The organism is Euzebya tangerina (assembly GCF_003074135.1).
Lineage (GTDB): Bacteria > Actinomycetota > Nitriliruptoria > Euzebyales > Euzebyaceae > Euzebya > Euzebya tangerina.
Genome location: NZ_PPDK01000001.1, coordinates 3382195 through 3401613, shown reverse-complemented (window position 1 = coordinate 3401613; position 19419 = coordinate 3382195). Strand labels below are relative to the sequence as shown.

At 68.4% G+C, this 19419-nt stretch carries 14 protein-coding genes; 11 read left to right on the top strand and 3 right to left on the bottom strand.

Annotated features, from left to right (window positions below; all coding sequences use genetic code 11):
* Positions 1–137 precede the first annotated feature (137 nt).
* From C1746_RS15695 to C1746_RS15685, 3 genes are all read left to right on the top strand, one after another.
* Positions 138–2597, top strand: a complete 2460-nt coding sequence (locus C1746_RS15695; RefSeq protein WP_162867818.1) for a S8 family serine peptidase — start codon at positions 138–140, stop codon at positions 2595–2597.
* Positions 2598–2661: 64 nt separating this feature from the next.
* Positions 2662–4470 (top strand): proteasome ATPase, encoded by a 1809-nt coding sequence (arc, locus tag C1746_RS15690; RefSeq protein WP_116715454.1) that lies wholly within the window; start codon positions 2662–2664, stop codon positions 4468–4470.
* A 70-nt stretch (positions 4471–4540) separates the two neighbouring features.
* The gene (locus tag C1746_RS15685) at positions 4541–5248 is read left to right on the top strand and encodes a Type 1 glutamine amidotransferase-like domain-containing protein (protein WP_162867817.1); all 708 of its coding nucleotides are present in this window, start codon (positions 4541–4543) and stop codon (positions 5246–5248) included.
* Between the two features lie 204 nt (positions 5249–5452).
* Here the strand turns inward: C1746_RS15685 and C1746_RS15680 are convergent, their stop codons facing one another.
* On the bottom strand, positions 5453–6328 hold the full coding sequence (locus C1746_RS15680; protein WP_162867816.1) for a DUF559 domain-containing protein: 876 nt from the start codon (positions 6326–6328) through the stop codon (positions 5453–5455).
* A 270-nt stretch (positions 6329–6598) separates the two neighbouring features.
* Here C1746_RS15680 and dop point away from each other — a divergent pair, with 270 nt between their 5' ends.
* The 8 genes from dop to C1746_RS15640 all read left to right on the top strand — a co-directional run bounded on the left by dop (position 6599) and on the right by C1746_RS15640 (position 15669).
* Entirely contained in the window at positions 6599–8098 is a 1500-nt protein-coding gene (gene dop, locus C1746_RS15675; protein ID WP_116715451.1) for a depupylase/deamidase Dop, read from the top strand.
* Positions 8099–8136: 38 nt separating this feature from the next.
* Entirely contained in the window at positions 8137–8325 is a 189-nt protein-coding gene (locus C1746_RS15670; RefSeq protein ID WP_116715450.1) for a ubiquitin-like protein Pup, read from the top strand.
* Between the two features lie 28 nt (positions 8326–8353).
* Positions 8354–9196 carry a proteasome subunit beta gene (gene prcB, locus C1746_RS15665; protein ID WP_116715449.1) on the top strand — a complete coding sequence of 281 codons (843 nt, stop codon included), beginning with the start codon at positions 8354–8356 and terminating at the stop codon, positions 9194–9196.
* A gap of 44 nt (positions 9197–9240) precedes the next feature.
* A complete protein-coding gene (gene prcA, locus C1746_RS15660; protein ID WP_116715448.1) occupies positions 9241–9921 on the top strand; it encodes a proteasome subunit alpha in 681 nt (226 codons plus the stop codon).
* Positions 9922–9945: 24 nt separating this feature from the next.
* Positions 9946–11994 (top strand): serine/threonine-protein kinase, encoded by a 2049-nt coding sequence (locus C1746_RS15655; protein ID WP_116715447.1) that lies wholly within the window; start codon positions 9946–9948, stop codon positions 11992–11994.
* A gap of 42 nt (positions 11995–12036) precedes the next feature.
* The gene (gene pafA, locus C1746_RS15650; RefSeq protein WP_116715446.1) at positions 12037–13392 is read left to right on the top strand and encodes a Pup--protein ligase; all 1356 of its coding nucleotides are present in this window, start codon (positions 12037–12039) and stop codon (positions 13390–13392) included.
* A 29-nt stretch (positions 13393–13421) separates the two neighbouring features.
* The gene (locus tag C1746_RS15645) at positions 13422–14273 is read left to right on the top strand and encodes an SCO6745 family protein (RefSeq protein WP_116715445.1); all 852 of its coding nucleotides are present in this window, start codon (positions 13422–13424) and stop codon (positions 14271–14273) included.
* Between the two features lie 397 nt (positions 14274–14670).
* Positions 14671–15669 carry a DUF559 domain-containing protein gene (locus C1746_RS15640; protein ID WP_116715444.1) on the top strand — a complete coding sequence of 333 codons (999 nt, stop codon included), beginning with the start codon at positions 14671–14673 and terminating at the stop codon, positions 15667–15669.
* A gap of 327 nt (positions 15670–15996) precedes the next feature.
* On the opposite strand, the gene C1746_RS15635 is transcribed toward C1746_RS15640, so the two are convergent.
* The gene (locus tag C1746_RS15635; RefSeq protein WP_205711886.1) at positions 15997–16737 is read right to left on the bottom strand and encodes a polyprenol monophosphomannose synthase; all 741 of its coding nucleotides are present in this window, start codon (positions 16735–16737) and stop codon (positions 15997–15999) included.
* Positions 16734–19325, bottom strand: a complete 2592-nt coding sequence (locus tag C1746_RS15630; protein WP_162867815.1) for a penicillin-binding protein — start codon at positions 19323–19325, stop codon at positions 16734–16736. Before C1746_RS15630 ends, C1746_RS15635 begins: the two co-directional genes overlap by 4 nt.
* Positions 19326–19419: the final 94 nt, after the last annotated feature.

Below are 19419 nucleotides of genomic sequence, written 5' to 3'. Positions count from 1 at the left end.
AGTCTCTCGCCCAGAGGTCCAACTCGATGCGCCCCCTTCCCCCTCTCGTCCGCCCTCCTCGATGGCTCCGTTCACCCCGATGGCTCCGTTCACCCCGATGGCACCGCCTGCTGATCGCCGGATGTGGTGTCATCGCGGTGCTGGCGTCACTCGTGCCGACGGTGGCGGTGGCCGAGACGGGCGACTCCGACGAGCCGCTCGCTCGTGATGGAGGCGTCGTCCGCAGCGGGAGCCTGGCGGACCGTGCGTGGACCTCTGACGCCGACGCGGAGACCGACGAAGTCATTCCGGGCGAGCTGATCGTGACCCTGAGCGCAGAGGCGCAAAACGGGTTCCTGGGCGCACCTGCCTGGGCTGCGGCAGGCGTTCAGGAGGTCACCGAGTTGGGTGGTCACGCGGCCTTGATCTCGGTGAGCGACGACGACGCGGACCGAGTGACCGCCGCGCTGCGAGGTGACGAAGGCGTCGTTGCCGTCGAGCCGAACGTCCGCCGCCGCTACCTGGCCGTCCCGAACGACACCAGCTACGACCTGCAGTGGGCACACCAGCAGACCGGGATCGAGCAGGCCTGGGACATCGCGACGGGCCAGACAACGCGGCCGCTGATCGCCATTCTCGACTCGGGGATCGACGCCACCCACCCCGACCTCGACGACGTCGTCATCTCCTCCCTGCGATCCGCCAACGGCCAGATCATCCAGGGCGCCGCGAGCAACGACCCCTGCGGCATCGGACACGGCACCGCGGTCGGCGGGGTTGCCGCCGCGGAGGGCGACAACGGCTACGGGGTGGCCGGGGTCCTGTGGTCCTCACGGGTGATCGACGTCGCCCTCACGTCGCCGGAGAACAACTGCCCGCCCGGCCCCAGCGACGCGGACACGATCGCCGCGATCAACTACGTCAGCTCGCTGCCCGAGCCGCCGCTGGCACTCAACCTGAGCCTGGGTTCGACCCGACCGGGCTGCAGCATCGGCTACCAGACCGCCGTGGACCGCGCGCGAGCCGCAGGGATCGTCGTGGTCGCGGCGGCGGGCAACGACGGCTCCTCGGGCACCTCCATCCCGGCGTCCTGCGACGGGGTCATCTCCGTCGGAGCCACCGACCTGACCCGCGACCTCGCTGGTTACTCACAACGCAACCCGCAGGTGGACCTGGTGGCACCCGGAGGGAACCTGACGGCGACGTCGTGCCCCACATTCGAGCAACTCGTGGCCGAGACCGTCGTCACCGTCGGGCTGGACAACTCCACCCAGCTGGTCCCGGGCTGCTCCCAGACCGACCCCACCAGCCACCGACTGCGCGGCATCACCGGCACCTCCTTCGCCGCGCCCTACGTGACGGCGGCGGTGGGGCTGCTGCGCCAGGTGGCCGCCGATGCCGGGAACGCGCTGAGCGTCGACCAGGTCGAGGGGGTGCTGGAGCAGACCGCCACCGATCTCGGCGATCCCGGTCGCGACTGCAGCTTCGGCTGGGGGCTGCTGGACCTCCCGGCGGCCATGGCGGCCGTGCAGAGCGGCTCACGCCCGACGCCGGAGGTCGATGCCCCGATCGGGACAGGAACGTGCCGCGGTAGCGGGCCCGGCGTCGAGATCATCCGGGTCGCGGCCGCCGGTGGCGACACGACGGCTCCCGTGACGCAGGCGGTCGCCATCTCGCAGGCCGTCATCCCCGCCGGCGCCGCGCCCCAGGCGGTCCTCGCGCGGGTGGACGACTTCGCCGACGCGCTGGCGGGGTCAGGTCTTGGGTTCGGCCTCGGACCACTGCTGTACACCTCCAGCACGGGCTCGCTGGACCCGGCGACGGCCGCCGAGCTCCGTCGCGTTCTCGACTTCAGCGGGGCGCCGCCCACCGTGTACGTGATGGGGGGCGTCTCGGCCATCCCCGCTGGCGTTGACGGGGAGCTCGAGGCACTGGGCGCCCGGGTGGTCCGACTGGCCGGGACGGGTCGGGAGCAGACGGCGGCACTGGCCTCCGCGGAGATCGAGCGCCTCACGCAGACCTCGGCCCGCATCACCAGGAACTACGCGTTCGTGGCCTACGGACGGGGCTTTGCCGACGCGGTGGCTGCCGGCCAGATGTCGGCCTACTACGGCATCCCGGTCCTGCTGACCAACACCCAGGCCCCGCTGCACCCGGAGACGGTGACCGAGCTGGCTCGCCTGCAGCCAGACCGCGTGATCGTCCTCGGTGGCACCGCCGTGGTGAGTGACGCCATCGTCCAGGAGATCGCACAGCGCGGGTACGCGGTCGAGCGGGCGGCGGGCGGATCGCGGGTCGACACCGCCATCCAGATCGCCAGCCTCTACGTGGACGAGCAGGTCAGCGACATCAGCGCGGCCGGGCCCAGTGGGCGGCCCAACGTCGTGGCCGTCAACTTGCGCAACAACTTCAACGATGTGCTTGCCGCATCGCTCCTCGGCGGCAACCGGAGCCTCTTCCTGCCGCTGGAGGGGGAGGACGGCTCGATCGTCACTCCTGCCGTCCAGCAGGCCTTCTGCGACTTCGGCGGACCCCTCATCGTGGTCGGCGGCCGGGACGTGGTCACCGACGCCGGTGCGCTGGCCGCGGGCGATGTCCTGGCCGGCACGGGCTGCTAGTCAGAGTTGATCGGTCGACGTACTGTCGGTCTCCCAGATGAGTCTTTGAGGAGGCGCGATCAGCATGTCGACCGGATCGTCATCAAGTGGCGGTGAGTCACGGGAACGTGCTGCGGCCGAGGACGTGGGTGTCGACGCGACCCAGTTGCAGCAGAAGATCCAATTGCTGGAGGATGAGGCGGCCACCCTACGACGTCGACTGGAAGATTCTCCCAGTCGCGTTCGGGTGCTGGAGGAACGCCTCATGGAGGCCAAGGCGCAGGCCACCGGAACCGCCGCTCAGAATGCCAAGCTCGCTGACACGTTGCGGGAGGCCAGAGAGCAGATCATCGGTCTCCGAGAGCAAGTGGAAAAGCTTGCCAGTCCGCCGAGTGGCTACGGCGTCTACCTCGGTGTCGGGCCCGACGACGACACGGTGGAGATCTTCAGCCAGAACCGCAAGCTGCGGGTCAACCTGAGTCCCGAGGTCGATCGAAGTGCCCTCCGCCAGGGTCAGGAGGTCGTGCTCAACGAGGCGATGAACGTCGTGGAGGCCGCCACCTTCGAGGTCGTCGGCGAAGTCATGTCCGTCAAGGATGTCATGATCGACGGCCGTGTGGTGGTCATCGGCCACACCGACGACGAGCAGGTCGTGCGCATGGCCGACACGCTCGTGGACGTGCCGCTCCGCGCGGGTGACCACGTGCTGGTCGATGGCCGGTCGGGGTATGCCCTGGAGAAGATGGTGCGGCCCGAGGTCGAGGAGCTGGTGCTGGAGGAGGTTCCCGACATCGACTACACCGACATCGGTGGCCTCGGGCCGCAGATCGAAGCCATCCAGGACGCGGTGGAACTGCCCTTCCTGCACGCCGACCTCTTCATCGAGCACGAGCTGCGCCCGCCCAAGGGGATCCTGCTGTACGGGCCGCCCGGCTGCGGGAAGACGATGATCGCCAAGGCGGTCGCCAACTCGCTGGCCAAGCGGGTGGCCGAGAAGGAGGGCCGGGTCGACGATCGTGACGAGAACGGTGACCCCATCCCGCCCAAGAGCTACTTCCTCAACATCAAGGGTCCCGAACTCCTCAACAAGTACGTGGGGGAGACCGAGCGGCAGATCCGGATGATCTTCCACCGCGCACGCGAGAAGGTCGCCGAGGGCCACCCCGTCATCGTGTTCTTCGACGAGATGGACTCGATCTTCCGGACCCGAGGGTCGGGTGTGTCCTCCGACGTCGAGACGACGATCGTGCCGCAGCTGCTCAGCGAGATCGACGGCGTCGAGACCCTGAAGGACGTCATCGTGATCGGGGCCTCCAACCGCGAGGACATGATCGATCCCGCCATCCTGCGGCCCGGCCGGCTGGACGTGAAGATCAAGATCGAGCGACCCGACAAGGAGGCCGCCCGCGAGATCTTCCGCATCTACCTCCACGAGGGACTGCCCCTCCACCCCGATCTGGTGAAGCAGCACGAGGGGGAGGAGTCGCGGGCCTGCGACGCCCTGGTGGATGCCACGGTCGAGCGGATGTACGCCGACGACGAGTCCAACCGCTTCCTCGAGGTCACCTACGCCAACGGGGACAAGGAGGTCCTGTACTTCAAGGACTTCAACTCCGGCGCCATGATCGAGAACGTCGTCGCCCGGGCGAAGAAGCTCGCCATCAAGCGCTTCCTTGACGAGGGGCAGAAGGGCATCCGGGAGGAGGACCTGCGGGTGGCCATTCGCGACGAGTTCAAGGAGAACGAGGACCTCCCCAACACCACCAACCCCGACGACTGGGCGCGGATCAGCGGGAAGAAGGGCGAGCGGATCGTCTACGTCCGCACGCTGATCGGCGATGGCGCCGAGCCGGGCAAATCCATCGAGAGCGTCCAGACCGGTCAGTACCTGTGATCCTCTCGCCGCCGGCCCGAGTTCCGTCTCGTCGGGTTCGGGCCAGTCGGGTTCGGGCGAGTCCGATGGCATGAGTGGCCGACTGGCCCTGGTCGGGAGCGGCGAGTTCCTCCCGGCCATGTCGGTGGTGGACACGATCCTGCTCGAGGGTGCGCCGGCCCGTGTGGCCGTGATCCCGACAGCCGCAGCCCCGGAGGGTGACCGCAGTGTCCGCCGCTGGTTCGACCTGGCTCACCGCCACTACGACGCGCTGGGGGCTGAGGTCGTCGAGGTCGACGTCCGGACCGCCGAGGATGCCGACGGGGATCAGTCGGTCGAGGCGCTGGAGGGCTGTGGCCTGATCTACCTCTCCGGTGGGAATCCGGCGTTCCTCGCCGAGACGCTCCGGGGGACGGCGCTGGCGGCGGCGATCGCGCAGCAATGGGCGGCTGGGGCCGCGCTGGCGGGGTGCTCGGCGGGGGCGATGGCGCTGGGATCGCAGACCCTGTCCATGCGTGGTGGGACGGTGGAGGGGTTGGGCCTGGCGGGAGCGATCACCACCATCCCGCACTTCGACAAGTTCGGATTCGCGCAGCGGCTCGCGGGATTGGCAGCCCAGTTGGTCTCGAGCGGCGTGGCGGTCGTGGGCGTGGATGAGGAGACCGCCGTGGTCTGGGAACCGGGGACGGGGGAGTGGCGGTCGCACGGGGCGGGACGGGTCTACCTGCTCTCGGGCACCGGCGCGAAAGGGGAGGGCTTTCCGGACGGGGTCGCGGTCCCGCTCCCAGCTCCGGTCTAGCTGAGTAGGCTCGATCCGGTTGGCCGGCCGGTGGCCGGTCGAACGTGGGGTGTGTCGACTCCGCGTGCTGTCACGCCAACGTCCGACACACCTCCGCTGCTGGCTGGTGAAACGCCCCAGGTGTGTCATCTCCGAGTGTGCTGTCACGCCGAGACGACACACCTCGAATGGGGGCCCGGCACCTCTCGAATGGGGCCCGGCACCTCAGGCATCCACCGTCCGCCGCGCCAGGTCGATCACGTAGACCGGCTGATGGTGAACGTGGTTCCAGGTGAAACGCAGCAACGTATAGCCGGCAAGAGCGCACTGGTTGGACTTCTCGTTGTCGCGCTCGCGCGCACGGCGGGAGCTGTGGAAGCGCAGACCGTCCCAGTCCACGATCAGTCGATCGGTCTCCGACACCACATCCGTGACCCCCGCGGCGGGCGCTCGTTCGGGGATCACGTTGATGCGCATGTCCCGCACCCCCGCCCGGTGAAGCAGCTCGAGGCCCGCCTTCTCCAAGCTGGACTTGAATGCCAGCTCAGCCCCGGGTCGAGTTGCCTCCAGCAGCGTTCTGACGCCAGAACGCCCACTGACGAGGTCGAGGCACCGGCCGTGCAGCAGGTCTCGGTCAGCCAAGCCCTTCATCACTGCATCGTCCATCAGCTCGAGGCGCGCCCGCTCCGACAGCCGTCCTGCGACATCGATGAGCGCCCGCTCCACCGTCGTGCACGGGATCCCGTTGATCTTCGTGAGGTCGAAGCGTTCGAGGCGGCGAGTCCGGTGGACCACCACGTTCTGTGCGACGGTTGGACGGGCACTCCCGTGGACGACGAGCTCTCGCCGAAGCGGGAGCTCCTGGTGTCGCAGCCCATGGAGCGCCAGAGCAGCGGAGTGCGAGGCGTAGGCGTTGCGCCAGCAGGCCTCGAGGTCGGCGAAGAGCTCGTCGTCCCAGTTGACTATCGCGCCCCTGGTCGTGTAGACGCGGTGCCGGACCCGGACGAGTTCGCCTGAAACGTGCGCGTTCACGAGCTTGTGTCGCGTCAGGCCACCACGACGCGCCACCTCAGGTGTGATCACGCCGCGGTGCGTTCGCATGAGTCGGTCAACCGTGTCTCGCTCAGCCTTGTTCACAGCAGCAGAGTCCCGGATGTGGGCGGCTCGGCGAGAGCTTTCTCTGCCGATCTGTGGACAACCCGTTGACGAAGTCGTGTCGAGTCGTGGGCGTGTCAGGTCAGCGTGCGCAGGCGCTCAGACATGACACACCCCGTGGCCGGGCCAGTCGATGGGAGCTGTGTCGGGTCCGCGTGGAGGCCCACGCAGAGCCGACACACCCGGAATGGCACAGGGCGCCGGTAGGCTCGATCTATGGCCCTCCCCCCAACCATCGGCATCGAGACCGAGTTCGGCATCTCCGTCATCGGGCGGCCCGAGTTCAACCCGGTGCTGGCCTCATCACTGGTCGTCAACGCCTACAACGCCGACGGCCGCAGCCGGGCCAAGTGGGACTACGAGGACGAAGACCCCCTCCAGGACGCCCGCGGCTACACCCAGCAGGACGCCCACGATCCAGCCCTCGACGACGACATCGGGCTGGCCAACTCGATCCTAACCAACGGCGCCCGGTTCTACGTCGACCACGCCCACCCGGAGTACTCCTCCCCCGAGGTCACCAACCCGCGGGATGCCGTCATCTGGGACAAAGCCGGTGAGCGGGTCCTCGAGATCGCCGCCGAGAAGGCCGCCCCGCTCATCCCCGGCCACGACCACGCCAACCCCGGCCGGATCCTGATCACCAAGAACAACACCGATGGCAAGGGTGCCGCCTACGGGATGCACGAGAACTACATCGTCGCCCGGGAGACGCCGTTCGGCGAGATCGTCCGGCAGCTCACCCCGCTGTTCATCACCCGCCAGGCCCTCGTGGGGGCGGGCCGTGTCGGCACCGAGTTCCCCGGCGCGGAGGTCGACTACCAGGTCACCCAGCGTGCCGACTTCTTCGAAGTGGAGGTCGGGCTGGAGACGACCCTCAAGCGGCCAATCATCAACACCCGCGACGAGCCGCACGCCGACCCCGACCGCTTCCGCCGCCTCCACGTGATCATCGGCGACGCCAACATGAGCGAGATCTGCACCTTCCTCAAGGTTGGTCAGACCGCGCTGGTCCTCGGGATGATCGAGGACGGGTTCCTCCCCGCCGCCCCGGCCATCTCGAGTCCGGTCACGACGCTGCACGCCGTCTCCCACGACCTCACGTGCCGCAAGACGGTCAGTCTGGTCGACGGCCGCAAGGTCCGACCCATGGAACTGCAGTGGCATTACCTCGAGTGGGCCCAGAAGTGGGTCGCGAGCCACGACGCCCCCGACTGGGCGAATGAGGTCCTGTCGGTCTGGGACCGCCTCATCACCGCCATCGAGGACGACCCCATGAGCCTGGACGGCGTGGTCGACTGGGTCACGAAGTACCGGATCATGCAGCGCTACGTCGAGCGGGACGGCCTGAACTGGGACGACCAGAAGCTCAAGCTGATCGACATCCAGTACTCCGATGTCCGGCGCGACAAGGGCCTGTACAACCGCCTCGTCGCCACCGGCCGGGTCGAGACCATGGTCAGCGAGGACGACGTCCAGCACGCGATCGCCAACCCACCCCGCGATACCCGCGCCTACTTCCGCGGTCGCTGCCTCGAGAAGTACCGCGACAACGTGACTGCCGCAGGCTGGGACTCGATGATCTTCGACGTCGGCGGGGAGACCCTCCAGCGCGTCCCCATGATGGACCCGACCCGTGGGACCGAGGCCATGGTGGGTGAACTGATCGACAACGCCGACACGGCAAGAGACCTCCTGGACCGGCTCCGCGGCTAGACTGGTCGTGTAGCAGACGACGACGCAGAGGAGACCCCATGAGCGACGGCGGTCAGGTCCGCAAGCAGAAGGGCAAGCAGACCGAGGAGCAGGACGCCACGGTCGACAGCGAGAGCCCCGAAGTCGACACCTCCGACGTCGATGACCTGCTCGATGAGATCGATGGTGTGCTCGAGGAGAACGCCGAGGAGTTCGTCAAGAACTACGTCCAGAAGGGCGGCGAGTAGTTCAACCCGGCGGTAGCGTTCGGCATCTATGACCGACCGGCTGGCCCGCACCGATCCGTTCGACTACTCCGGCTCATCCTTCAGCGACCTGATCCGCCGGATCTCCCCACTCGACTGGCCCGGTGAGCCGGCTGGTCACCTCCCGCACGTCGAGGGCACGACGATCGTCGCCGCGGTCTACGAGGGTGGTGTGGTGATCGCCGGTGACCGTCGGGCGACCGCCGGCAACCTGATCTCCAAGCGGGACATGCGCAAGATCTTCCAGACCGACCGCGTGTCGGCGGTCGGGATCTCCGGCTCAGCCGGCCCGGCGATCGAACTGGCCAAGGTGTTCGCCACGGAGCTCGAGCACTATGAGAAGGTCGAGGGCAGCGAGCTGTCACTGGAGGGCAAGGCCAACAAGCTGGCGAGCATGGTCCGCGGCAACCTCCCGATGGCCATGCAGGGTCTGGTCATCGTCCCGCTTTTCGCGGGCTACGACCGCCGCTCCGAGGTGGGCCGGATCTTCGACTTCGACGTGGCCGGCGGCCGGTATGAGGAGCGCCGGTTCTCGGCGACCGGCTCGGGAGGACTGCACGCCCGCGCATCGTTGAAGGCCCGTTGGGAACGCGGCATGGGCGCCGATGAGGCCGTCGACCTGACCATATCGGCCCTGTGGGATGCGGCCGACGAGGACTCCGCCACCGGTGGACCCGACACCGTTCGCGGCCTCTACCCGATCGTCGCCCAGATCGACGCCGACGGATACGCCGAGCGTGAGGAGGACGAGGTGGCCGAGCGCGCCCGTCAGGTGGCCGACGCCCGGGGCGACCGGTTGTCGGCCGGGTCCGCCATCGCCGACCGCAACCCCCGCCCCGACGCGCCCGCCTGAGTGCTTGACTCACCCGCGACCACCAACCCGCAAGGACCCACGACATGCCGATGATGCCCTACGTCTCGCCCGAGCAGGCGATGAAGGACAAGGCCGACTTCGCCCGCAAGGGCATCAGTCGCGGCCGGTCCGTCGTGGCGCTGACCACCGCCAGTGGGGTCCTGTTCGTCGCCGAGAACCCCTCCGCCACGCTGCACAAGGTCAGCGAGATCTACGACTGCATCGCCTTCGCCGCCGTCGGTAAGTACAACGAGTTTGAGCAGCTGCGCGTCGCCGGCATCCGGCTGGCAGACGTGAAGGGCTACCAGTACTCCCGGCAAGACGTGACCGGTCGGGCGCTGGCCAACGCCTACGCCAACGCCATGGGGGCGACGTTCACCGACTCACCCAAGCCGCTGGAGGTGGAGCTGGTCGTCGCCGAGGTCGCCGCCGAGCACGTCGAGCTGTACCACATCCTGTTCGACGGCTCGATCACCGACGAGGACAGCTTCGTCGCCATCGGTGGCCGCGCCGAGGCGATCAACGAGGCGCTGGGCCAGACCTACCAGCCCGACATGGACCGGGCTGCGGCGCTCCGCACCACGGTGGCCGCTCTGGAGCAGGTCGAGGAGCGGACGATGGACGCCGACCGGCTGGAGGTGGCGGGTCTTGACCGGTCGCTGGGACGGCGGAAGTTCTTTCGATTGGATGAGCGCGGCGTTGCGGAGCTCCTCGACGCAGAGTGACCTCGGTAGGCTGGGTGAGCAGCCATGAGTGACGACGTTGTAGAGCTGGGCATAGACGACCTCACCGACGCGGTCGTCGTCGGTGAAGGCGGGTTCGGCACGGTCTACAAGGCCCGGCAGGAGTCACTGCGCCGCGACGTGGCCGTCAAGGTCGTCACCAACACCGTGAAGGACCGCAAGGTCCGCATCCGCTTCGAGCGGGAGATCCAGGCGATGGGGATGCTCTCGGGACACCCCAACATCGTCACGGTGTACGACTCGGGCTTCACCGAGCAGGGCAAGCCCTACATCCTGATGGACTTCATGGAGCGCGGCTCCTTGGGCGACCGGCTGGAGAAGACGGGGGCGATCCCCCCGGCCGAGGTGTTGACCATGATGGTCAAGGTCTGCGGGGCACTCGAGACGGCGCACCAAGCCGGCATCCTCCATCGGGACCTGAAGCCCGAGAACATCCTGGTCAGCGGGTACGGCGAGCCCAAGCTGGGTGACTTCGGCATCGCCCGCCTCAAGGGCGGGCCTGAGACCCAGACCTCCAGCCTCACCGCCTCGATCGAACACGTGGCGCCTGAGTTGCTGGAGGCCAAGCCCCCGGACGCGGCCACCGACCTGTACGCACTCGGGTCCACGATGTACAAGCTGTTGATCGGCGAGGCGGCGTTCGTCCACTCGACGGACCAGTCGATCGTGCCGGCGCTCAGCCGGATCAAGGACGACCCGGTTCCCGACCTGCGGGCCAAGGGCATCCCCGACGACGTGGCCGCCCTGGTTGAACGAGCCATGGCCAAGCGGCAAGATCAGCGCTTCGGCTCGGCAGCCCAGATGGGGCACGCCATCCGTGACGCGCAGACGCGGATGGGACACCCGGTGACGCCGTTGCCCGTCCGAGAGGACGAAGCCGCAGCGGTTCGCGAGTCGACCCGGACCATCCACTCCGATGACATCGCCCGCTCGATCGAGGGCATCAGCGCGCTGCGAGCCGGCGCCGATCAGCGTGGCACCACCGACATCGGACCGAAGGGCCAGCCACCGCAACACGCGCCACCGCAACCCTCGCCGCCACCGGCCGATCAAGCGCCGCCGCCCGGCTGGTCCGCGGCCGGCGCCGGCACCCGCCCACCGGGCCCCGGCACGCCAACCTCGCCTGGCGCCCAGGGCCCTGGGCCCCACCAGCCAGCGGCCGTCCAACCACGCCAGCACCAGCCGCAGTACGCGTCGGGACCGGCGGGCTACGTCCCGCAACAAGGCGCCTTCGGCAATCGAACCGCCCAGCCACCCCCACCGGCCCAGTCCTCCGCGCTCCCCAAGATCCTGGCGGGCGTCGGAGCGGTCGCGATCGTGATCATCGGGGGCCTCTTCTTCCTCGCTGGCGGGGACGACGAACCCGATGATGATCCGACCCCGGTGGTAGCGGGTGATCCGACCCCTCCCGAGGTCACCACGGCGCCCGAGGTCACGACCCCGCCGGCAACCCAGACGACACCGGCCGCGCCGCTGATGCCGGCAGAGACCCGTGATCCGGACCCCGTCACCGAGGAGCCCACCGCGGAGCCAGCCCCCGAGTACGCCGCGTTCGAACGGCTGCGCGACGACACCGATGCCATCACCGTCGACGTGCCGCGGCCATGGTCCGACGTGAACGGCGGTCCCTGGATCATCAACGACGAGCCGGTCGGGCAGCAGATCGAGGCGTCAACCGACCTGGAGCGGTTCCGGACCACCTGGGCCGAGCCCGGCGTCATCTTCGGTGTCAGCGAGCAACTTCGAGCGAACCTCGACCCGAATGCGGTCCTGGACGCTCTCGACTTCTCCAACCAGTGCGAGTACACCGGTCGGACCCCGTACGAGGACCAGGCCTACACCGGATTCCGTGATGACTACATCAACTGCGGCGCCACCGATGCTGATTACGTGATCGTGGCCGCAGAACCACCGGAGCAGGACACCATCCTCCTGGTGCAGTTCCAAGGCCTCGAGCCTCGCGACGACGCCGCCTTGCAGACGGTGCTCGACACCTTCTTCATCCTCCCCGAGGCGACGCCCACGCCGACGCCAAGTCCGACACCCAGCCAGTAGGATCTCCTCACCACCCGCAGCGACGTCAGGACCTCTCCCCTCATGCACCGTCGGATCTTCGGCATCGAGTGCGAGTACGGCGTCACCTGCACGTTCCGCGGACAGCGGCGGCTCTCACCCGACGAGGTCGCCCGGTACCTCTTCCGCCGCGTCGTCTCATGGGGTCGAAGCTCGAACGTCTTCCTCGAGAACGGTGCACGCCTGTACCTCGATGTCGGATCCCACCCCGAGTACGCAACGGCCGAGTGCGACACCGTCCGCTCCGTTGTCGCCCACGACAAGGCCGGCGAGCGGATCCTCGAGGGGCTCGTCGCCCAGGCGGAGGAGCGGCTGCACGAGGAGGGGATCGCCGGAACCATCTACCTCTTCAAGAACAACACCGACTCCGCGGGGAACTCCTACGGCAGCCATGAGAACTACCTCGTCGCCCGCTTCGGCGAGTTCCAGAAGCTCGCCGACACGCTGATTCCGTTCCTGGTCAGCCGCCAGATCTTCGCCGGGGCCGGCAAGGTCCTGCAGACGCCCCGCGGCGCGGTCTACTCGATCTCCCAGCGCGCGGAGCACATCTGGGAGGGGTTGTCCTCCGCCACGACGCGGTCGCGCCCAATCATCAACTCCCGCGACGAGCCACACGCCGACGCCGAGCGGTTCCGCCGCCTCCACGTGATCGTCGGCGACTCCAACATGGGGGAGTACACCACCTGGTTGAAGGTCGCGACCTGTGACCTGGTGCTGCGGATGATCGAGTCGGGGGCGGTGATGCGCGACCTATCGCTCGACAACCCCATCCGGGCCATCCGTGAGATCTCCCACGACATGACCTGTCGCCGCCGCGTGAAGCTCGCGGGCGGGCGCGAGATGTCGGCGCTGCAGATCCAGCGGGAGTACCACGCGCGGGTCAGCCAATTCGTGCAGTCCACCGGGTCGGATCCCGAGACCGACCACGTCCTGGCCGAGTGGGGTCGGATCCTGGACACGCTGTCCGACGACCCGCTCAAGCTGTCCAGAGAGGTCGACTGGGTCACCAAGTACCAGCTGATCCAGGACTACCGCACCAAGCGTGGGTTGGAGCTGTCGGATCCCAAGATCGCAATGCTCGACCTGCAGTTCCATGACGTGAACACCAGCAGGGGCCTGTACTACGTCCTCCAGCGGAACAACAAGGTGGACCGGGTCACGGACGATCACGAGATCTCCACCGCGATGTCCATGCCGCCACAGACCACGCGTGCGAAGCTCCGGGGTGACTTCATCCGGCAGGCCAAGGCAAAACGGCGGGACTTCACCGTGGACTGGGTGCACCTGAAGCTGAACGACCAGGCGCAGCGGACGGTGCTCTGCAAGGACCCGTTCCAGTCCTCCGACGAGCGGGTCGCCAAGCTGATCAACTCGATGTGAGTCGAGTCATCACCATCTGAGGAGCCACTGTGACCCCCGCAGAGCTGGCCCGTGCCATGCACGGTGTCATCGAACCCGTCCACGCCATCCTCTACTTCGCGGCGGAGGTGCAGGAGCGGTACGCCGTGATGGGACTCGAGCCCCGCGGGCAGGGGTACATCGCCGGTCGGGCAGCGCCGATGGGGCCCGTGGGACCGGAGGTGGCAGCGGCGACCTTCTACAACTTCAACCCGTTGCTCTTCCAGCAGGCGCTGCCCGCGACGTGGTCCGTGGCCTCGCCGGATGATCTGCTGACCGCCCGCGCCGCGGGAATCGAGGCGGTGTATGAGCGGGTGGACGCACCGACGGATGGACTGGAGGAGGCAACCGAGTTGGCCGGGCGAGCCGTGGCCGCCTGCAGCTTCGAAGGCCGACCGCTGGCGGCCGCCAATGCGGGTGTCGAGTTGCCGGGTACGCCGTTCGCGGACCTCTTCCAACGGGTGACGATGCTGCGGGAGTACCGCGGCGACGGGCACATCGCCGCCCTGGTGGGGGAGGGGGTCGGGGCCGTCGAGGCCCTGGTTCTCTATACGGGGTGGCAGGACCGGGTGTCACAGCGCTTCCTGCAGAAGTCGCGCTTCTGGGACGACGAGGCGTGGGGTGCCGCCGTGGCGGCCCTGCAGGCCCGGGCTCTGCACGACGGCGATGGTCTGACCGACGCCGGGCGGGCACTACGCGAGGAGATCGAACAGCGGACCGACCAACTCGCGTCCCGGCCGTGGGCTGCGCTGGGGGAGGAGGACTCGCTCCGGCTGTGGGACCTGCTCGCTCCCTTGGCGGCGGCCTTGAACGAGGGGGAGGCCTACCCCCGTCCGTATCCGCTGCCCAGCCGGCCTGGCTGAGCCGGTCCACTCCGGGCCCTGATCCCGACTCTCGGTACACGGTGGTCTTCGGGGCCAACTCTGGGTACTGGCCGTGCTGCCGACTTTCGGTGCGCCGTGGCCGACTCTGAGTACATCGCGGCCTTCAGGGCCGACTCTCGGTACATCGTGGCCGTGCTGCCGACTCTCGGTGCACCACGTCTGCAACATCACCGGTGCCTGTACCGAGAGGGCCCCTCTGACCTGCTCATCTGTGACTCTGGGTGCACGGGCAGGGCGCGAGTGGGGTCGAATCGTGTACTGAGAGTCAGATGGGGCCAAGTCGCCAGAACGCCTGCGGCGACCGCGTGGGCTCGGTTATTCACAGGTTGTCCACAGGGCGCCTCGGACGTCGCCTGCGATCGCGCACCCTGACAGCATGATTCCAAAGCACGTCATCGACGCATTCAAGGCCGATCCCGGCCGCATCCTCTCCGCCGCACAGCTGAGACGGGTGGGGGTCAATCGACTCGTGGCGGCCTCGTGGGCCCATGACGGAGACACCGAGCGGCTCCTGCACGGCATCTACCGATTGGCTCAGGGTCGCCGCCCACCTGATCAGTGCCTCCACGTTCCGGTCCGCTACCTCTCCCAGCGAGCTGTTGAGGGCAAGGATGCGGTCGCGATCACCGGCGGGGCCGCTCTGGCACTCTTCGACGCGGCCGGCTTCACCCTTCCGATGAGACCCCTGGTCCTGGTGGACCGTTCTCGAAGTCCACGCACCGCGCCGGAGGTGTACCGACCCCGGAGGGTCCGCATGGACGACGTAGATGTCTGGCGAGTCCGAGGGCTACCGCTCGCGAGTCCTGCCCGGGCGTTGGCGGACGCGGCGCTGCCCGGCCAACTGTCAGACCCCGCGGTCCGCTCAGCGGTCGACTCGTTGCGCAGCGCGCGAGTGCTTCGCCTCGAGGAGGCGGTGGAGCACTGGCGAAGTCTCCCCGGAGCAGGAGCGAAACGGCTGCTGGACTTCTGGTCCTCCGGGGCGTTCAACCAGGAGAGCGAGGGCGAACGACGACTGTTCCGCGAGGTGTTCGAGCCGTTCCCGCCCCTGCCCGACTGTCAGGTCACCGTTCACGGGAAGCTCCGGGTGGACTTCGTCTTCCTCTCCGCGGGCTTGATCATCGAGTACGACGGAAGCCCCCATGACGGTTCGGCGGATCGGGACGCCTCCCGACGCTACGCACTCGAGCGCCTTGGGTACCGAGTGATCGTCGTCACGAAGTCCATGCTCCAAGATCCAGCTGGCCTGGCTGAGTTCATCCACGGAGTCCGGCGTTGGAGGGAACAGCAGATCCTCAAAGGCGAACTCGTCTGTCCGGCACTCCCTGCGTCCGAGCTTCGGCGTACCGACCTCCACACGTTGGCTCCGACGGGGTAGCGCACCCCACACCCCACCTAGCGGACGGGCAGGGGTGACGAGGACTTTCGGTACACGACAGGCGGCTGCTCGTCTCACAGCGTGTTCCCAGAGTTCGAAGGGTGCGGCTCAGGGAGAACTCTCAGCACACCGAGCCGTGAGCCGCCGCCACTTGCGTACCGAAAGTGGGGCCGATGAGATCGTGTACCGAGAGTGGGCCGGCGAGATCGTGTACCGAAAGTGGGCCGATGAGATCGTGTACCGAGAGTGGGCCGGCGAGACCGTGTACCGAAAGTAGAGCGGGCCCCGGATCAGCGACCGTGTACCGGGAGTAGAGCGGCCCCCGGATCAGCGACGCCGCTGGCGGACGCCACGGTGGCGGGCCCACATCGGGACCCGCCAGAGCGCTTCGGCCACGATCGCCTTGCTCATCTTCGACACGCCCTCCTGCCGTTCGGTGAAGGTGATCGGAACCTCGAGGATGTCGAACCCCAGCCGCCAGGTCCGCAGGCCCATCTCGATCTGGAAGGCGTACCCCTCGGAGTGGACCAAGGCCATGTCGATCGCCTGGATGACCTCGCGGTGGTACAGCCGAAACCCGGCGGTGCAGTCCCGCACCGGCAGACCGGTCCACAGCCGCACGTAGGCGTTGCCACCCTGCGACAGCCAGCGTCGTGAGACCGGCCAGGCCTCAACTGCCCCGCCGGCCACGTACCGCGAGCCGATGACGAGGTCCGCGACCTCGAGCCCCGCGATCAGATCGGGCAGACTGCCAGGGTCGTGGGACAGGTCGGCGTCCATCTCCCCGAACACGTCGTAGCCACGCCGCATCCCCCACCGGAACCCGTCGCGGTAGGCCGAGCCCAGACCCAGCTTCCGCCCCCGCTGCATCAGGTGGACCCCCGGCCGACTGGCAGCCACACGCTCCACGATCGGCACGGTCTGGTCCTGCGAGCCATCATCCACAACCAGGACATCGGCCCCGGTGTCCAGCACCCCGCTGAGCACCTTCTCGACCGACGCGTCCTCGTTGAGCGTCGGCACGACCATCAGGATCCGCCGATCAGCAGCCGGCTTTGCGCGGCTCAAGCCCCGCCGCCGGCAGCACCGTCACGGCCCGCCCCGGCCGGATCAGGCGGTGGCGGCTCGGGTGCCGGAGCCTCGGGAGGTGGCGCGGCCGGTGGGGCCTCGGGCGGAGGCGCCGGTTCGGGCTCCGGCTGCGGCTCGGGCTCCGGCTGCGGTTCGGGCTCCGGTGGGAGCGGAGCCGGCTCCTCCGGCGGAGGTGGCTCGGGGTTGCCCGGCGCCTGCTCACCCGGTGGCGGGTTGTTGTTCGGTGGTGGTGCAGGGTCCGCTGGCGGCGGAGGTGGTGGTGCCGCGTCGACCGGTGGTGCCTCCGGGGGAGGCGTGACGACCGGTTCGGGGACCTCGGTCTCCTCCGGCTCCTCCGTGGGCTCCTCGGTTGCCGCGACGGGGACGGGGGTCGGGGGTGCCCGCCCGGTGGAGATCCCGAGGACGACCTGCTCCCCGGTGTTCACCACGGTCCCGCCACGAGGCTGCTGCCACACCACACTGCCCGCCGGCCGCGCGCTGTCCACCTCAGTGGTGGAGGCGGACAAGCCGATGTCGGCCAGCTCCCGCAGCGCGTCGAACTCCTGCAGCTGACGAACGTCGGGGACCTCGACCTCCCCCTCTTCGGCCTCGGCCTGCTCGAACCCGCCGGGTGGCTCTGTGGGGAACGGGATCGGCTCGACCCCGGCCAGGGCCTGCTCCATGAAGTCGTGCCAGATCTGGGCCGGCTGCCGGCCGCTGGAGACCCCACTCATGGCGATCTGACCCTCGGGCCGGCCGACCCACACCGAGGTCGACAGGACCGGCGTGTACCCGGTGAACCAGGCGTCGGCGTTGGACTGCGAGGTGCCGGTCTTGCCGGCTGCGCGCCAGCCAAGGTTGGCGATGCTGGCCCGCGTGGCCGTCCCGCCGGAGACCACACCTTGCATGGTGTCGACCATGATCTGATTGACCACGGGGTCGTGGACCTGCTGAGGGGTGAGGTCCCGCTCGTACAACACGTTGCCCTGCTGGTCGGTCACGCGGTCGATCAGGGTCGGCCGGATGAAGGCGCCAGCGTTGGCGAACGCGCCGTACGCCCCGGCCATCTCCAAGGTCGTGACGCCCACGCTCAGGCCCCCCAGGGCGATGGAAGGATTGATGATCATCTCGCCGGTGTCGGGGTTGCGAAGTGCGGCTTCGACGTTGACGCCGAGCTCCTCGGTCAACGACACCACGTTCTCCGGACCGACGATCAGCATCAGTTGGGCGAACGCGGTGTTGACCGATCGCACGAGGGCGCTGCTCATGGTCAGGTTGCCGTAGCTGGCGTTGCCGAAGTTCTTGACGCCGCGCGTCTCCCAGGTGTCCCCGGTGGGGAAGGTCATCGGGCTGGTGCCCGGCAGTGCCATGGAGGGGGAGAAGCCGATCTCGAGCGCCGTCGCCATGACGAACGGCTTCCAGCCCGACCCTGGCTGCCGCCGACCCTGCGTGGCGAAGTTGAACTGCTCCTGCTCGAAGTCGGTGCCGCCGAAGATGGCACGGATCTGACCGGTCCGGGGATCCACGGAGCTGAGCGCTGCGGTCGGGCTCTGCTCGGGCATGTAGCGCAGGACGGCGTCGCGGGCGATGGCCTGCAGGCGGGGGTCGAAGGACGTCTCGATCTCGAGGCCGCCGTTGAGCAGCGCGTCGTTGCGCTCGAGCCGGTTGTCGCCGAACGCCTCGAGGGTGTAGAACTCCTGCTTGACGGCCTCCGCGATGTAGGGGTCGGAGGGCTGCTCGATGATCTGCGGCGCGATCTCCAGGGGGGTGTCCAACTCGGCGGCCAGACGGCCCTCCTCGAGCCACCCCTCCTCGACCATCGCGACCAGGATCTCGTCACGACGACGGAGGGCGATGTCGGGGAAGCTGCGAGGGTTCGTTGCACCGGGTGAGCGGATCTGGCCGGCCAGGGTTGCGGCCTGCGATGGCGTGAGGTCCGCCACGTCCACCCGGAAGAACTCCTCCGCGGCCGCAGCGATGCCGTAGGCGCCGCTGCCGAAGTAGACCTGGTTGAGGTACCGCTCGAGGATCTCCTCCTTGGTCAGCTGTGCCTCCAGCGCACGGGCGAAGGCGATCTCGGTCAGCTTGCGCTGCAGCGACAGCTCATCACCGACCTCGCTCTTGGCGAGCTGTTGGGTGATCGTCGACCCACCCTGGTTGATGTCACCACTGCGGACGTTCTGGAAGAGGGCGCGGCCCAGGCCCTCGACGTCGTAGCCCTCGTGCTGGTAGAAGCGCCGGTCCTCGGCCGCCAGGACGGCGTTCTGGACGTGGGGTGGGACGGAGTCGAGGTCGACGATGGTCCGGTCGACCTCGTCGTGGAGCACGGCGATGATGCTGCCGTCGGCGGCGTACACCGTGGACGTCTGGTCGAGCCCGGCGAGCTGGACCGCCGGGGGGACCTGGAAGCCGTACCCGACGCTGTTGGCGAACCCCGTCGTCGCCGGGGTGAGCAGCATCGTTGCGACCCACCCGAGGATGAGGAAGCCGACGACCAGCCCGGCGAAGAGTGCACTCGTCCGCAGCAGAATCAACGCGCCGCCCTTGGCGGCGCGCGTAGCAAGGTCACGAGTATCGACGGTGGTCACGGTTTCCCTTGACTCTCCGGGCAGGTCCTGCCCCCATGGTGCAACGGTACGTCGGAACCTTCCACCGCCGCGACTACCCTTCACCATGTGGTTG

Coding starts and splice junctions, on each gene's coding strand:
- arc (WP_116715454.1), top strand. CDS start 2,662: ATGTCGACCGGATCGTCATCAAGTGGCGGTGAGTCACGGGAACGTGCT.
- C1746_RS15685 (WP_162867817.1), top strand. CDS start 4,541: ATGAGTGGCCGACTGGCCCTGGTCGGGAGCGGCGAGTTCCTCCCGGCC.
- C1746_RS15680 (WP_162867816.1), bottom strand. CDS start 6,328: ATGCGAACGCACCGCGGCGTGATCACACCTGAGGTGGCGCGTCGTGGT.
- dop (WP_116715451.1), top strand. CDS start 6,599: ATGGCCCTCCCCCCAACCATCGGCATCGAGACCGAGTTCGGCATCTCC.
- C1746_RS15670 (WP_116715450.1), top strand. CDS start 8,137: ATGAGCGACGGCGGTCAGGTCCGCAAGCAGAAGGGCAAGCAGACCGAG.
- prcB (WP_116715449.1), top strand. CDS start 8,354: ATGACCGACCGGCTGGCCCGCACCGATCCGTTCGACTACTCCGGCTCA.
- prcA (WP_116715448.1), top strand. CDS start 9,241: ATGCCGATGATGCCCTACGTCTCGCCCGAGCAGGCGATGAAGGACAAG.
- C1746_RS15655 (WP_116715447.1), top strand. CDS start 9,946: ATGAGTGACGACGTTGTAGAGCTGGGCATAGACGACCTCACCGACGCG.
- pafA (WP_116715446.1), top strand. CDS start 12,037: ATGCACCGTCGGATCTTCGGCATCGAGTGCGAGTACGGCGTCACCTGC.
- C1746_RS15640 (WP_116715444.1), top strand. CDS start 14,671: ATGATTCCAAAGCACGTCATCGACGCATTCAAGGCCGATCCCGGCCGC.